General features: G+C 60.0%; 11 protein-coding genes, 3 tRNA genes and 1 pseudogene. 4 read left to right on the forward strand and 11 right to left on the reverse strand.

Annotated features, from left to right (window positions below):
- Positions 1-8 precede the first annotated feature (8 nt).
- Positions 9-1,541: a tripartite tricarboxylate transporter permease gene (locus ACTG19_RS04340; RefSeq protein WP_113738674.1), complete on the forward strand. Its 1,533-nt coding sequence runs from the start codon at positions 9-11 to the stop codon at positions 1,539-1,541.
- 316 nt (positions 1,542-1,857) lie between these two features.
- A pseudogene (locus tag ACTG19_RS04345) lies at positions 1,858-2,897 on the forward strand (IS481 family transposase).
- Between the two features lie 366 nt (positions 2,898-3,263).
- On the opposite strand, the gene ACTG19_RS04350 reads toward ACTG19_RS04345, so the two are convergent.
- The 11 genes from ACTG19_RS04350 to ACTG19_RS04400 all read right to left on the reverse strand — a co-directional run bounded on the left by ACTG19_RS04350 (position 3,264) and on the right by ACTG19_RS04400 (position 13,489).
- A tRNA-Leu gene (locus tag ACTG19_RS04350) sits at positions 3,264-3,350 on the reverse strand.
- 41 nt (positions 3,351-3,391) lie between these two features.
- A tRNA-Cys gene (locus ACTG19_RS04355) sits at positions 3,392-3,465 on the reverse strand.
- A 35-nt stretch (positions 3,466-3,500) separates the two neighbouring features.
- Positions 3,501-3,576: transfer RNA gene (locus ACTG19_RS04360), tRNA-Gly, on the reverse strand.
- 181 nt (positions 3,577-3,757) lie between these two features.
- Positions 3,758-4,312, reverse strand: coding sequence for a CDP-diacylglycerol--glycerol-3-phosphate 3-phosphatidyltransferase (gene pgsA, locus ACTG19_RS04365; RefSeq protein ID WP_031227442.1), 555 nt, complete (start codon positions 4,310-4,312; stop codon positions 3,758-3,760).
- 199 nt (positions 4,313-4,511) lie between these two features.
- Complete coding sequence (gene uvrC, locus ACTG19_RS04370) at positions 4,512-6,365, reverse strand: excinuclease ABC subunit UvrC (RefSeq protein ID WP_439988786.1); 1,854 nt, start codon at positions 6,363-6,365, stop codon at positions 4,512-4,514.
- A gap of 127 nt (positions 6,366-6,492) precedes the next feature.
- Positions 6,493-7,137, reverse strand: coding sequence for a UvrY/SirA/GacA family response regulator transcription factor (gene uvrY / locus ACTG19_RS04375; RefSeq protein WP_005337448.1), 645 nt, complete (start codon positions 7,135-7,137; stop codon positions 6,493-6,495).
- Positions 7,138-7,349: 212 nt separating this feature from the next.
- A complete protein-coding gene (gene kdsB / locus ACTG19_RS04380; protein ID WP_113738677.1) occupies positions 7,350-8,117 on the reverse strand; it encodes a 3-deoxy-manno-octulosonate cytidylyltransferase in 768 nt (255 codons plus the stop codon).
- Positions 8,114-8,302 (reverse strand): Trm112 family protein, encoded by a 189-nt coding sequence (locus tag ACTG19_RS04385; protein WP_005347033.1) that lies wholly within the window; start codon positions 8,300-8,302, stop codon positions 8,114-8,116. The genes kdsB and ACTG19_RS04385 overlap by 4 nt, the downstream gene beginning before the upstream one ends.
- A 122-nt stretch (positions 8,303-8,424) precedes the next feature.
- The gene (gene lpxK, locus ACTG19_RS04390; protein WP_113738678.1) at positions 8,425-9,420 is read right to left on the reverse strand and encodes a tetraacyldisaccharide 4'-kinase; all 996 of its coding nucleotides are present in this window, start codon (positions 9,418-9,420) and stop codon (positions 8,425-8,427) included.
- Positions 9,420-11,183 (reverse strand): lipid A ABC transporter ATP-binding protein/permease MsbA, encoded by a 1,764-nt coding sequence (msbA, locus tag ACTG19_RS04395; RefSeq protein WP_005359702.1) that lies wholly within the window; start codon positions 11,181-11,183, stop codon positions 9,420-9,422. The genes lpxK and msbA overlap by 1 nt, the downstream gene beginning before the upstream one ends.
- 104 nt (positions 11,184-11,287) lie before the next feature.
- On the reverse strand, positions 11,288-13,489 hold the full coding sequence (locus ACTG19_RS04400) for a DNA internalization-related competence protein ComEC/Rec2 (protein ID WP_162628325.1): 2,202 nt from the start codon (positions 13,487-13,489) through the stop codon (positions 11,288-11,290).
- A 27-nt stretch (positions 13,490-13,516) separates the two neighbouring features.
- Between ACTG19_RS04400 and ACTG19_RS04405 the strand changes: the two genes are divergently transcribed.
- The gene (locus ACTG19_RS04405; RefSeq protein WP_005350890.1) at positions 13,517-14,035 is read left to right on the forward strand and encodes a DUF2062 domain-containing protein; all 519 of its coding nucleotides are present in this window, start codon (positions 13,517-13,519) and stop codon (positions 14,033-14,035) included.
- Entirely contained in the window at positions 14,029-14,532 is a 504-nt protein-coding gene (locus tag ACTG19_RS04410) for a DUF2062 domain-containing protein (RefSeq protein ID WP_005359699.1), read from the forward strand. Before ACTG19_RS04405 ends, ACTG19_RS04410 begins: the two co-directional genes overlap by 7 nt.
- Positions 14,533-14,548: the final 16 nt, after the last annotated feature.

Genomic DNA, 14,548 nt, shown 5'->3' on the forward strand with positions numbered 1-14,548 from the left:
GAGTCAATATGGATACCTGGATGTACCTATCCCAGGGCTTTGCGGTGGCACTCACCCCGGAGAATCTGGTGATTGCCCTGATCGGCTGCTTTGTCGGCACCGTAGTCGGCCTGCTGCCGGGCCTTGGCCCCATCAACGGGGTCGCCATCCTGTTGCCGCTGGCTTTTGCCCTGAAACTGCCCCCCGAATCGGCGCTCATTCTGCTCGCCACCGTCTATATCGGTTGTGAGTATGGCGGGCGGATCTCCTCGATCCTGCTCAACGTGCCGGGGGATGCCGCCGCCATCATGACCGCGCTGGATGGCTACCCCATGGCCCAGCAGGGCAAGGCGGGAGTGGCCCTCTCCATCTCGGCGGTCAGCTCCTTTGTCGGCTCCATGCTCGCCATCGGCGGGATCATTCTGTTCGCCCCGGCGCTGGCGCGCTGGTCACTGGCCTTCGGCCCGGCGGAGTATTTCGCCCTGATGGTGTTCGCCATCGCCTGCCTTGGCAGCATGATGAGCCAGAACCCGCTCAAGTCCTTTATGGCGGCGCTGATTGGGCTGGGACTCGCCACCGTCGGGGTGGATGCCAACACCGGCGTCTATCGCTTCACCTTCGACAGCGTTCACCTCTCGGACGGTGTGCAGTTTATCGTGGTGGTGATCGGCCTCTTCTCGGTGAGCGAGATCCTGCTGATGCTGGAGCACACCAGTGGCGGCGGCAAGCTGGTGCGCACCACCGGACGGATGCTGTTCAACTTCAAGGAGCTGGTCCATTGCACCGGCACCATGCTGCGCTCCTCCACCATCGGCTTCTTCGTCGGCATTCTGCCCGGCGCCGGTGCCACCATCGCCAGTGCCATCACCTACATGACCGAGAAGCGCCTGGCGGGGCCCAAGGCCAAATTCGGCGAAGGGGACATTCGCGGCGTGGCCGCGCCGGAGGCGGCCAACAACGCCTCAGCCTGTGGCTCCTTTATCCCCATGCTGACCCTGGGGGTGCCGGGTTCGGGCACCACGGCGGTGATGATGGGGGCACTGACCCTCTACAACATCACTCCGGGCCCCACCATGTTCACCGAACAGCCCGATGTGGTGTGGGGACTGATCGCCGCCCTCTTGCTGGCCAACGTCATGCTGCTGGTGATGAACATCCCCATGGTGGGGCTCTTTACCCGCATGCTCTCCATCCCGCTCTGGTTTTTGGTGCCCGCCATCGCCAGCGTCTCGGCAGTGGGAGTCTATGCGGTGCACAGCACCACCTTCGACCTGTTGCTGATGGTGGCCCTCGGGGTCTTTGGCTACCTGCTGCGCAAGATGCACTTCCCCATGTCACCGCTCATTCTGGGCTTCGTGCTGGGTGAAATGCTGGAGCAGAACCTGCGCCGCGCCCTCTCCATTAGCAATGGCGATACCACCATCCTGTGGAGCAGCGGCATCAGCCAGACCCTGCTGGTGCTGGCCATCGTTGTAATCGCCCTGCCCCCGCTGGTACGCCTGCTGCGCCGCCGCAAAGCCGATCCGCTGATCCCGGACGCCCGCCCGGAACAGGGGGCCTGATCCGATAAGAAAGATGACGGGATATATTGATATAAAAGGGCGAGATCTGAACGATCTCGCCCTTTTTAACAGACCGCATCCATCTGTCACTAACGGTATAAAAACATCCAATATATCAACGCTAATCGCCCCGCGTTCTCTGACACCTCAAGAGTCTCAAACTGACGTCATTCAGCAGGTCTTATGAGCAAGCCGCTACGTGACAAAGTGTATGGAGATGGTATTCACCTGACAGTTGCCCACAAAAGGGAGTGGTCATACGGCTTCAAACCGGATAACAAAACGGTACCCCTACCGTGTTATCCGGAGTCACCATATGACCACCAACGAGAAAGTAGCACGTCGCAAACTCAGCCTGCTAGAGCTCGCCAAAGAGCTCAATAACGTCAGCAAAGCCTGCAAGCTCATCGGCTACAGCCGTCAGCAGTTCTACGAAATTCGCCGTAATTACCAGACCTATGGCGCCGAGGGCTTGCTTGACAAATTGCCTGGCTGTAAAGGGGCTAATCCCAACCGGGTTGCGCCCGAGATTGAACAGGCCATCCTTGATTACTCCCTCACCAGACCAACTCATGGCCCACTGCGGGTAGCACAAGAACTGGCCCTGCAAGGTATCAACGTCAGTGCCGGTGGAGTACGTGGCGTGTGGCAACGCCACGATTTGCTCTCTAAACACGACCGCTTTTTGCGCCTTGAGAAAACTCACCGTGAGCAGACCATTGAGCTCAATGACGAACAAATTCGCCTGTTAGAACGCTTCAGCCCCGAGTTTCGCGAACGCCAGATTGAGGTTCACTACACCGGGGAACTGGTGGCGGTCGACACCTTCTTCGTCGGCGCGCTCAAGGGGGTTGGTAAGGTGCATCTGCAAACCGTGCTGGACTGCTATAGCCGCCACGCCAGGGGGCGGCTCTACACCAGCAAGCTGCCGGTGACCTCGGTTCATGTGCTCAATGAAACGGTGCTGCCGTTTTTCGAGGCCCACGAGGCGCGGGTCTATACCATCCTGTTGGACAACGGGCGCGAGTTCTGTGGGCGTCCTGACCACCATCCCTACGAGCTGTTCCTGCAACTGGAGGGGATTGAGCACCGGACAACCAAGGTACGCAGGCCATAGAGCAACAGCTTTATCGAGCGGCTACATCGAACCTTGCTGGATGAACACTTCCGTATCAAGGGGAGGACAACCTGGTATGAGTCGGTAGAACAGATGCAGACAGACCTGGAAGCTACCTAGAGCACTACAACACCCAGCGGCCACATCAGGGCAGGATGATGGAGGGTCAAACCCCCTATACCATGTTCAAGAAGGGGCTGAAATTGATACCGAAGGAAGTGCACACTAAAGTAGCGTAAACAAGACACCGGTTTGAGGCCGGTGTCAGGTGATAACTAGATCTGTACACCGATCAGGGCTACACCAATCGCCTGCAACTCGAAGTGAAACTGGCAGAACTGCCGGAGTGATATCTGGATGCGAGAAGGGCCCCACAATGTGGGGCCCTTCTCATTCTGCCTGACAGCGCACTGAGACATGGCCAAGGAAAGGCGCCGCATGAAGTGCGCCATCAGGCAGAGCGGCATCATACAAGAAGACCGTACCACTACCCATGAGAAGAAGAGGTAAGCCCCTCAAAAAAACGCTGTCGCCACTTTGGCGCCATTTAGGCAAAAGAAAAAGGCCACTATTTCTAGCGGCCTTTCGTAACTCTTTGATTTTAATGGTGCCCGAGGCCGGAATCGAACCGGCACGACGCGAACGTCGAGGGATTTTAAATCCCTTGTGTCTACCGATTTCACCACTCGGGCACCGCAATCGGTATCAAGCTCGCGTGGCGGGCTTGTCAATATGGAGGCACGTTCCGGAGTCGAACCGGACTAAACGGATTTGCAATCCGCTGCATAACCGCTTTGCTAACGCGCCATGCAAAAGAGAGTTGGCTCTCGATTGTCTGAATTTGGAGCGGGAAACGAGACTCGAACTCGCGACCCCGACCTTGGCAAGGTCGTGCTCTACCAACTGAGCTATTCCCGCATTGGTCTGGCTGACTGCCTGACTACGAGGACGCATTCTAGCGATGTTCCTCGCCCAGTCAACCAGAAATATTTAATTACCTGATCGTTCGGGCATTTTTTGCCCTTTTTGAACAGTTTTAGCGCCTTTGGACGTTTCCTGCCTCAAATCAGTGGAAACATCACCTTGCGGCGCAAGTGACTCACAGGTTGGCGTGGTGGGTCAAATCGCCCCAGGCTGCCTTCATGTACTGGAACATCGACCAGAAGGTGAGCACGGTGGCGACATAGAGCATCACATAGGCGAGCCACACCATCCAGACGTTGTATTGCCAAATCAGACCGGTCAGCGACACCATCTGGATCATGGTCTTCCACTTGCCAATCCAGCTGACCGCCACCGAGGAGCGTTTGCCGAGCTCAGCCATCCACTCACGCAGGGCGGAGATGATGATCTCGCGGCCAATCATGGTCATGGCGGGGATGGTCACCCAAATGGTGTTGTAGTGTTCAACGATGACTACCAGTGCGGCGGCAACCATGATCTTGTCGGCAACCGGGTCAAGGAAGGCGCCAAAGGCGGTGGACTGATTGAGCTTGCGAGCCAGATAGCCATCAAACCAGTCGGTGGCAGCGGCCAGAATAAAGATGATGGCGGCAGCCAGATAGGACCATTGATAAGGCAGATAGAACAGGATGACGAAGACGGGAATGAGCAAAATCCGGAAAAACGTCAACAGGTTAGGTATATTTGTCATTATTTTCAGCCACTTCTTGTACGTCGCTACATAGTGCGCCAAAGCCGATTTGCGATGCAACCGCACTGGCGCCCGTCTTGGTCTTTTTAATCCATCAATCTTCTCAAAATGCGAGGGCCATTATGGCATTTACGGCCCCCCCGCGTCACGGCTCTTGTGCATCAAGGAGTTAGCGATTTTGCCATGCGGCTAACCCAGCTCAGGCGCTGTGCAAGCCATCGTGGATGGCCTGGGCCAGCTCCTGGCTGATGCCGGGTACCTTGGCCAGTTCATCCACGCTCGCCTTTTTGACCTCCTGCAGGCCGCCCAGATATTTGAGCAGCGCCTGTCGCCGCTTTGGCCCCACCCCCGGAATATCCTCCAGACTGCTGCTGGTGCGGGCCTTGGCCCGTCTGGCACGGTGGCCGGTAATGGCAAAACGGTGGGATTCATCGCGAATATGCTGAATCAGGTGCAAAGCGGGCATATCTGCCGGTAAATGCAACTCTTCGTGACTCTCCCCCATGATGAGCGTTTCCAACCCTGCCTTGCGAGTCACCCCCTTGGCAATCCCCACCAGCAGCGGATATTTGCCGCCGAGGAACTCCAGCTGACGGGCCAGGATCTCTTCGGCGCGGCGCAACTGGCCGAGGCCACCGTCGATAAACAGCACGTCCGGCACCTTGTCCGGCTCCTGCTGCTTGCCAAAGCGGCGCTCCAGCGCCTGCTCCATCGCTGCGTAGTCATCACCGCCGGTGATACCGTCGATATTAAAACGACGATATTCCGATGAGAGCGGCCCCTCCCGGTTGAACACCACGCAAGAGGCCACGGTGCGCTCCCCCATGGTGTGGGAGATATCGAAACACTCCATGCGAGCGATGGGGCGCTCAAGCTCCAGCAGCTCTTCCAGCTGGTCGTAGCGAGCGGTGATGGTGCTCTTGTGAGCCAGCCGCGAGCGTAGCGCCGTCTCGGCATTGATGGAGGCAAGCTTGATAAAACGGGCCCGCTCGGCGCGGGTACGGCTCACCACCCGCACCTTGTAGCCTGCTGTCTGGCTCAGGGTCTCGGCGATGACGCTTTCATCTTCGAGAGCCACATCGAGCAGCACCTCGCTCGGGATCTGCCGCCCCCCCTGCCCCGACAGATAGAACTGCAGCAGGAAGGATTGCACCACCTCGTCGAGCTGGGTATCGGCCGGCACTTTCGGGAAGTAGCTGCGCGAGCCCAGCACCTTGCCCTGACGAATAAAGAGCACGTGGATGCAAGCAGCACCTTGCTGGAAGGCGACCCCCACCACATCCAGCTCGTCCAGCACGTTGCCGCTCACCGACTGCTGTTCGGTGACCCGCCGCAGCGCCAGGATCTGATCCCGATAGCGGGCTGCCTCTTCAAAGCGCAGATCGCCGCTGGCAGACTCCATCTTGCCCACCAGCTCGCCAATCACCTGCTGGTTCTTGCCCGCCAGAAACAGCTTGGCCAGCTCCACCTGCTGGGCATATTCGGCCTCGCTCACCAATCCGGCCACGCAAGGGCCAGCGCAACGCTTGAGCTGGTAGAGCAGGCAGGGACGGGTGCGGTTGGCATAGACCGCATCCTCGCACTGACGCACCGGGAAAATTTTCTGCATCAGATGCAAACTCTCACGCACCGCGCCGCCAGAGGGGTACGGGCCGAAGTACTCTCCTTTGATCTTGCGGGCGCCGCGATGGACGCCGATACGCGGATGCTGGTGCGCGGTGATGATGATCCAGGGGTAGGATTTGTCGTCCCGCAGCAGCACGTTATAACGGGGCTGGTACTGCTTGATCAGGTTGTGCTCGAGGATCAGCGCCTCGGTCTCGGTGTGGGTGACGGTGACCTGGATATCGGCGATCTGGCGCACCAGGGTGCGGGTCTTGATACTGTCGACGTTGGTGCGAAAGTAGGAAGCGAGCCGCTTTTTCAGATCCTTGGCCTTGCCCACATAGATCACGGTGCCACCGCTGTCATACATGCGGTAGACGCCGCTCTGGTGCGTAACGGCGCTCAGAAACGCCTTGCTGTCGAAGAGAGGTTCGGGAGAGAGGGTCATCAGCTACTCGGCTCACACAAAGGCAAAAATTGACGGGCAGAGCATACTGCCCTCGTCGCCCGAAAAGCAAAGGGGCAGAAAAGCAAAAAGGCGGCACTCGCCGCCTTTGTGACCACACGCCACCCGATTAGAGGGTATCGGCATCCAGCATGCCATAGCGAATGGCCAGATGGGTCAGTTCCACGTCACCGTTGATCCCCAGCTTGCTGAACAGACGATAGCGGTAGCTGTTGACCGTCTTCGGGCTCAGGTTGAGCTGCTCGGAGATATCGGTCACCTTCTGCCCCTTGGTGATCATCATCATGATCTGCAGCTCGCGCTCGGAGAGGGACTTGAAGGGATTCTCGTCAGCGGAGGCAAACTGGCTGAGGGCCATCTGCTGGGCAATCTCCGGGGAGATGTAGCGCTGACCGGAGTGCACCAACCGGATCGCCTGGATCATCTCGTCAGGGGCAGCCCCCTTGGTCAGGTAACCGGCGGCGCCGGCCTGCATCACCTTGGTGGGGAACGGATTTTCTGAATGAATGGTCAGCACTATGATGCGCACATCGGGGCGGATCCGCAGAATTTTGCGGGTCGCTTCCAGACCACCAATACCCGGCATGTTCATGTCCATCAGGATCACGTCCGGATGGTGTTGGCGACAGAACGTAACTGCGGTCTCGCCGCTCTGTGCCTCGCCCACCACCTTGATCCCGCGCACATCTTCAAGAATGCGTCTTATCCCTGTACGCACCAGCTCATGATCATCGACCAGGAATACATTTATCACCCAAACACCCCGTTTTATCTCGTTTTAGCCGCCCGGTTAGGGTTAACAGGGCGTCTTGCATCATAACCAAACTCGTCGCTTTGGCAAACCATGCACGCCAAAAGTTTGAGAAAACCCATGTTTAGCGTTTAAAATCAAATAATTATATAAATTTTCAAAACAAAAAACGGTGCCCTGCGACACCGTTTTTCATGACGTTAGTGCTGTGGCCATCACTTGGCCAAAAAGGTGCGCACCTTCTCCAGATCGGCCTGGGTATCCACCCCGACCGGCGGCGCTTCAAGGGCCTGGGCGACGTGGATCTTCTCCCCGTACCAGAGCACCCGCAGCTGCTCCAGCGCCTCGACCTGCTCCAGCACGCTCGGTGCCCAGTCTACGTAACGCTGGATAAAGCCGGCGCGATAGGCATAGATACCGATATGACGCTGGTAGTGGTCACCAATCTGTTCGTGGCTCCCAGAAATGCGGTCACTGGCAGCAAAGCGATCCCGATCCCAGGGAATGCTGGCGCGACTGAAGTAGAGGGCGTAGCCATCCTTATCAGTCACCACTTTCACTGCGTTCGGATTGAACGCCTCTTCGGCATCCTTGATCGGCACCGACAGGGTCGCCATCGGCGCCGTAGCGGCGGCCAGATTGTCCGCCACCTGACGAATAATGGCGGGCGGAATGAGCGGCTCATCCCCCTGCACATTGACGATGATGGTATCGGTAGCAAAACCGTAGTGACGGCACACCTCGGCCAGACGCTCAGTGCCGGACTGGTGATCCGGTGAGGTCATGCACACCTCGACGTCGGTGCTCAGCAGTGCCTGCTGCACCCGCTCGTCATCGGTGGCGACGATCACCCGATCGGCACCCGATTGCAGGGCTTTCTCCACCACGTGCTGCACCATGGGCTTGCCATGGATATCCGCCAGCGGCTTGCCCGGCAGACGGGTTGACGCATAGCGGGCCGGAATGACGACGACGAAACTCATGACGGCAGCTCATCGCTGTTGAGCGGACGGGCACGGTTCTCCAGTAGTACCGGGATCCCCTCTTCCAGCGGATAGGCCAGCTTGTCGAAGCGGCAGACCAACTCATGAACTGCTTTGTTGTAATGCAGCTTACCCTTGCAGACCGGGCAGGCGATGATGTCGAGCAACTTGATGTCCAAAGCCAAAACGATACTCCTTCACGATGTCGCGCTGGCGGCTTCATCACGCCAGCGATGGATGTCGAGCAACCAGATATTCCATACGGGACCGCTATTGGTCCACTTCTCCCCCGCTCAGGCAAGAGAGATTAATCTTGCGCCCTGGTCGCGCCCTTTGCCTTCACCCCCAGCTTGTGCAGCAGGGCATCGAGCAGGGAAGCGGGCAACTCGGCGCTGACCGGCAGATACCACCAGTTTGCGAGGGCAAACGGACGACACTTGACCGCATCCTTCTCGGTCATCAGCAGCGGCTTGCTGGCAAAGCGGCCAACCAGCTCATCCCGATCGAAGGGGTGATGATCGCCGTAGGCGGCCTGCTGATCCAGCGGGTAGCCGAGCCCTTCCAGGGTGGCAAAGAAGCGGGGAGGATGACCGATCCCCGCCAGCGCATCGACCGGCCCCGACAAGGGGGCAGCCAGCGGGGCATCGTCGCATACCCGACGCGGCGCATCGGCGACCAGTTGCATGGGGTACTCCCCCTTGCCCGGCTCGCCGCCGTTGCAGATGATGGCGTCCACCCGTTTGAGGCGAGTGACCGGCTCGCGCAGCGGCCCCATCGGCAGCAAGCAGGCGTTGCCGAAACGGCGCATCCCATCTACCACCACCAACTCGATGTCGCGGGCCAGCGCATAGTGCTGCAGACCATCGTCGGTGATGATGATATCCACCTCACCGCTCTGCTCCAGCAGTCGTACCGCGTCGGCACGTTTCGGAGCAACCACCACGGGGCAGCCGCAGCGCCGGGCAATCAGCACCGGCTCATCCCCCGCCAGCGCCGTGGTGCTGGTTTCATCCAGACGATAGGGGTAATGGGGCGCCTTGCCACCATAACCACGGCTCACCACCCCGGGGCGATAGCCGCGGGCTTGCAACTGCTCCACCAGCCAGACCACCACCGGCGTCTTGCCGTTGCCCCCCACCGAAATATTGCCCACCACGATCACCGGCAAGGAGGCGCGATACCCCTTGCGCCAGCCGTGACGATAGGCGTAGCGGCGGGTGCCGCTGATGATGGCAAACAGCAGGGCAAAGGGGGCCAGCAACCAGCGCCAGCCACTTTTGCGATACCAGAGCCGTTCCAGCATCAGGCCTTGCTTCCCGCGTTGCCAAACTGAATGGCTCGCAGCTGGGCATAGGTGCCACGCTGCTCCATCAATGCTTCGTGGTTACCGCGCTCGACGATATGACCTTCGTCGATCACCAGGATCTCGTCCGCCTTCTCGATGGTAGAGAGACGGTGGGCGATCACCAGCGAGGTACGCGCCTTGCAAAGCTCGTCGATAGCCGCCTGAATGTGGCGCTCGGACTCGGTATCGAGGGCCGAGGTGGCCTCATCCAGCAGCAGAACCGGCGCATCGCGCAACAGGGCGCGCGCAATGGCAACACGCTGGCGCTGACCACCGGAGAGGGATGCACCGTTCTCGCCAACCACAGTGTCATACCCGTTGCTCATCTTGCTGACGAACTCGTCGGCGTGAGCGATACGGGCGGCCTGCACGATCTGGTCGCGGCTGTATTTGTCTTCTGCGGCGTAGGCGATGTTGTTGGCCACCGAGTCATTGAACAGGTGGACATGCTGGGAGACCAGCGCGTACTGCTTGCGCAGCTCGCTCAACTTGTATTCGCGGATGTTGATGCCGTCGAGCAGGATCTCGCCCTGATCGATGTCGTAGAAACGGGTCAACAGGCTGGCAATGGTACTCTTGCCAGAGCCGGAACGGCCCACCAGCGCCACCGATTTACCCGCCTCCACCTTGAAGCTGACGTTGTGCAGCGCCGGGGTGTCCTTGGTCGGGTAGGTGAAGGTGACGTTGCGAAACTCGATCTCGCCGCGAGCACGCTCCAGAGTGCGGGTGCCGGTATCCTGCTCCGGCTCGGTGTCGAGCAGGCCAAACAGGCTGTGGCAGGCGGTGATGGCGCGCTGGAACTGGTTGTTGACGTCGGTCAGGCTTTTCAGCGGCTTGAGCAGCATCATCATGGAGGTGATCATGACGGTAAACGTACCGGCAGTCAGAGTTGACTTGACGCTGTCAATGGTCGCGACGTAGAGGAAGGCCGCCAGCGCGATGGAGGCTACCATCTGCACCACCGGGCTGCCGATGGCATCGGCGGCGACCATCTTCATAGTCTGCTGGCGCATGTTGTTGCTGACCTGGAAGAAGCGTTTCTCTTCAACCTTCTGGCCACCAAACATCAGCACCTCTTTGTGCCCTTTGAGCATCTGCTCGGTGGAGGTGGTGATATCCCCCACCGCCTGCTGAATGTGACGGCTGATCTGGCGGAAACGACGGCTGATAAGGCCGATGATGACACCCACCAGCGGGCCAACCACCAGGAAAATCACTGACAGCTGCCAGGAGTGCCAGAACATCAGGCCGAGCAGCCCGACCACGGTCGCCCCTTCCCGCACCAGGGTCACCAGCGTGGTGCTCGCCGCCGAGGAGACCTGACTGGCGTCATAGGTCACTTTGGAGAGCAGATGACCGGTGTTCTGACGGTCGAAGAAGCTCATCGGCATCGCCACCATGTGATTGAACACCTGCTGTTGCAGACGCATCACAACGTGGTTGCCGACCCAGGCCATGCAGTAGTTGGAGAGAAAGTTGGCGACACCGCGCAGGGCCACAATGCCGAGGACGAAGAAAGGCATCCATTTCAAAACGGTGCTGTCGTTGCCATTGATGCCCTGATCGATCAGCGGCTTGATGGAGTAGACAAAGGTGGTATCCACGGCAGCGTAGCCCAGCATCCCTATGATGCCACCGACCAGGCCCAGCTTGCGATCACGGACATAACCGAGCAGGCGTTTGAATACTGGCCAGCTCTCTTGTGAGGTTTCTTGTTGCATGAATAGCCGTTAGTAATGGAAATGACGGGCTATTCTAGCCAAAGCGCAGGCTTACACCAAGCGCCGCCACCTATATCGCATTCCTACACGGCAGAAATGGCGGATTATTGCTCAAACCACACTCGCGGTCGCCACCACTCGCCACTGCGTCGGTACCAGGGCCCCAGATCTCGCTCGGCGGTGACGCTCAAGCCCGCGGCGGTGGGTTCGACCAGCATCGCCCCTTGCTGACCGGTGATCCACTGGCGGGCATCCCGATAGCGGGCCACCACATCGGGACGGGGAAAGCCCCACTGATTCATAAAGCCGGCGCTGTGGATCACATCCTTTGCCGCTACCGCCGCAACAAAAGGGGGCGTGGAGGAGGTGCGACTGCCATGATGGGGGCTCACCAACAGGGTGCTGGCCAATCCCTTTCCCTCCAGCGCCACCAGCCGTTGCTCGGCCTGCCGCTCGATATCGGCGCTCAGCAGCACGCTGCGCTGCCCATCGCTGATGCGCACCACGCAGCCATCGTTATTGCGCCCGCCACCGGGGTGCTCGGGCCAGAGCACTGCAAACGAGAGCCCCTGCCAGCGCCACTGTTGCCCACGCTGGCAGAGCGTCGTTCCCTCACTGAAGGGGTAAGAGGAGAGCTCGTGACGCACCGGCATGGCGCTGAGCAGTCGCTTGCGATTGCCGGCATGGTCCCGATCCTTGTGGCTGATAATGAGGCGATCGATGACCCGGATCCCCAGATGGCTCAGCTGGGGCAGGATCACCGCATCCGCCATGTTGTAGCCTCCGGGATAGCGATCACCGGTGTCATAAAGGATGGCACGCTCCCCCTTGCTGATCAGCACCGCCAGCCCCTGTCCCACATCCAGCACCCGCAGTTGCCAGCGGACCGGAGCTGGCCAGCACGCCAACACCAGCGCAAGGGAGCCCGGTAACCAGAGCCAGCGTGCCGAGCGCCACTTTGCGGCAAACCAGAGCAGCAACAGCAGGGTGCAGAGCGGCAGCCACCAGCCGGGTAGTGGCCACCACAGTTGCAGTTGATCGGCCAGCCAATTCAGGATCGCCAGCACCCACCCGAGCCCCAGAACCGCCAGCCAGAACAGGACATAGGCAAGCGAGGTGGAAAGCGGCGCAAGCAGCACACCGATCAGGGCCAGCGGAATGATAGCGATACAAAAGAGCGGCACAGCCAACAGGTTGATCACCATGGCAAGGGGCGCTATCCCCTCGAACAACGCCAGTTGCAGCGGCATCAGACCGAGCAACAGCCAGAGCTGGATCTGCCAGAGCCCCGGCTTGTCGTGGAGATATCCCACCAGCAGCAAGATGGCCACCGCCAGAAACGAGAGCCAGAAGCCGGCCGAATAGAGGGCGAAGGGCTCCCAGAGGGTCAATACCACAAAGGCCCACAGCCAGATGCGCCAGGCCGGCCACTCTCGCCGGCTCCAGCGCAGCACACTCCACACCAGCACCATGATCAGGGCCCGCTCGGTGGCCACCGCAAACCCGGCCAACGCGCTGTAGACGGCGGCAAACAACAGGGAGGTGATGATGGCGCCGCGCAGACCAAACAGCCTGCCCAGCCACCACCCGAGCACCGCCACCAGCGCGATGTGTTGCCCTGAGATGGCGATGATATGGGTCAGGCCGCTGCCGCGAAACAGCTCCCACTGGGCATCCGTGATACCGCTCTGCTCGCCAAAAGTGAGCGCCGCCAGCAAGGGGGCATGATCAAGTGGGCGCCAACTCTCGGTCGCGGCCCCCAACCAACGTTCACGCCAACCCGCAGGTGCCTGTTGAATATCTATCACCCGACGCAGATTGCCGGTGGCGGTGATCCCCTTGCCCAGCAGCAGACGCCGCCCATCCATCCCCGCCTCGTTGGCAAGACCGTGAGCCGGTTTCAACGAGGTCACCAGGGTGATCCGGCTGCCTACCGTCATGGCGGGTAATGCCTGATAGGCATTGACCCGGATCAGGGGCTCAGGTGTCACCGGTTGCTCGTCGAGGGTGCTCACCCGCAGCAGCAGCCGGACAAATTTATCCCCCTCGGGCTCTGCACTTTGCAGCTCTGCGGTTATCATGTGGCTCGTCTGATCGCCCAACCGCTCCAGCCAGGCCAGCCGATAGGCAAGATTGGCCTGCATCCAGAGGATGCCGAGCAGGAGAAACAGCCACCGCCAGGCACGGCAATATGCAAGGGGGATCAGCAGGGACAACAACAGGCCCCCCCATGCGAGTGAAGGTAACCATGGCCAGAGCAGTGAGGAGCTTGCCCCCAGGGCAAACGACAACAGACGCAGATCCATGGAGCAAGTATTTAGCAAGGTTTCAATATGCCCAAACGACTCATTAAACGCTGGATGCCCGATCAGCAAACCCTGAAAGAACACAAGCACCTGCGGCTGTTCGGCAAACTGCTGCTCGATGCCAACCTCTGGCACCTCAACCGCCGCTCGGCCGCCGGGGCCTTTGCGGTGGGCCTCTTCATGGCCTGGGTGCCGCTCCCCTGCCAGATGCTGCTGGCCGCCGGTGGCGCCATCCTGTGCCGGGTCAATCTGCCGCTCTCGGTGGCGCTGGTCTGGCTCTCCAACCCTTTTACCATGCCGCCCCTACTCTATGGTGCCTATCTGGTGGGTTGCCAGCTGCTGGGACATTCGGCGCAGCAGATAGAGATTGAGTTCACCTGGGAGTGGCTGGTATCGGTACTGGGCACAGTGGCACCGCCGCTGTTGCTGGGCTCGCTGATCCTGGCCCTGCTCAGTTCCCTTATCGGCTACACCCTGATCCGCACCTTCTGGCGGATCAGCACGGTGCGCCAGTGGCAAAAACGCAAGATGGCCCGTCCATGCTGAGTCGCTGGTTTGCCCGCTTCAAGCTAGATCCCGATACCCTGCGCCAGCAGAAGTGGTTTGCCCTGTTTGGTGAACGACTGCTTGCCCCAGCACTCTGGCAAGGGGGAACCCGCGCCCTGAGCGGCGCGGTAGCAGCCGGGATCTTCGCCTGCTGGTTCCCCATCCCGATGCACTCCCTCATCGCAGTCGGGCTGGCGCTGGCATTCAGCCTCAACCTGCCGCTGGCGCTGCTGGCGGTCTGGTTCAACAATCCGCTGACTTTGCCGTTCATGTACCTCTACGCCTATCGCACCGGTTGTCTGGTACTGCACCAGACGCCGGAGCCTTTCCACCTCAGCTGGACCCTCCACTGGCTGGAGCAGGAGGCTGCGACCCTGGTGCCCCCCTTCCTGCTCGGCAGCCTGCTGCTGGCGGTACTCACCGCCCTGAGCGGCGGCGCCCTGACCGCGCTGCTGCTGCAACTGCGCAAACTGTGGCAAGGTGCCCGCCACCAGTGAGTCCCCCTTCCCATTG

The sequence above is a fragment of the Aeromonas sp. 3P genome (genome assembly GCF_051919745.1).
GTDB classification, from domain to species: domain Bacteria; phylum Pseudomonadota; class Gammaproteobacteria; order Enterobacterales; family Aeromonadaceae; genus Aeromonas; species Aeromonas veronii.

Bases quoted from the DNA above. Each gene is read 5' to 3' on its own strand.
- ACTG19_RS04400 (WP_162628325.1), bottom strand. From the start codon at position 13,489: ATGGATCTGCGTCTGTTGTCGTTTGCCCTGGGGGCAAGCTCCTCACTG.
- kdsB (WP_113738677.1), bottom strand. From the start codon at position 8,117: ATGAGTTTCGTCGTCGTCATTCCGGCCCGCTATGCGTCAACCCGTCTG.
- msbA (WP_005359702.1), bottom strand. From the start codon at position 11,183: ATGCAACAAGAAACCTCACAAGAGAGCTGGCCAGTATTCAAACGCCTG.
- pgsA (WP_031227442.1), bottom strand. From the start codon at position 4,312: ATGACAAATATACCTAACCTGTTGACGTTTTTCCGGATTTTGCTCATT.
- ACTG19_RS04340 (WP_113738674.1), top strand. From the start codon at position 9: ATGGATACCTGGATGTACCTATCCCAGGGCTTTGCGGTGGCACTCACC.
- ACTG19_RS04405 (WP_005350890.1), top strand. From the start codon at position 13,517: ATGCCCAAACGACTCATTAAACGCTGGATGCCCGATCAGCAAACCCTG.
- ACTG19_RS04410 (WP_005359699.1), top strand. From the start codon at position 14,029: ATGCTGAGTCGCTGGTTTGCCCGCTTCAAGCTAGATCCCGATACCCTG.
- lpxK (WP_113738678.1), bottom strand. From the start codon at position 9,420: ATGCTGGAACGGCTCTGGTATCGCAAAAGTGGCTGGCGCTGGTTGCTG.
- uvrC (WP_439988786.1), bottom strand. From the start codon at position 6,365: ATGACCCTCTCTCCCGAACCTCTCTTCGACAGCAAGGCGTTTCTGAGC.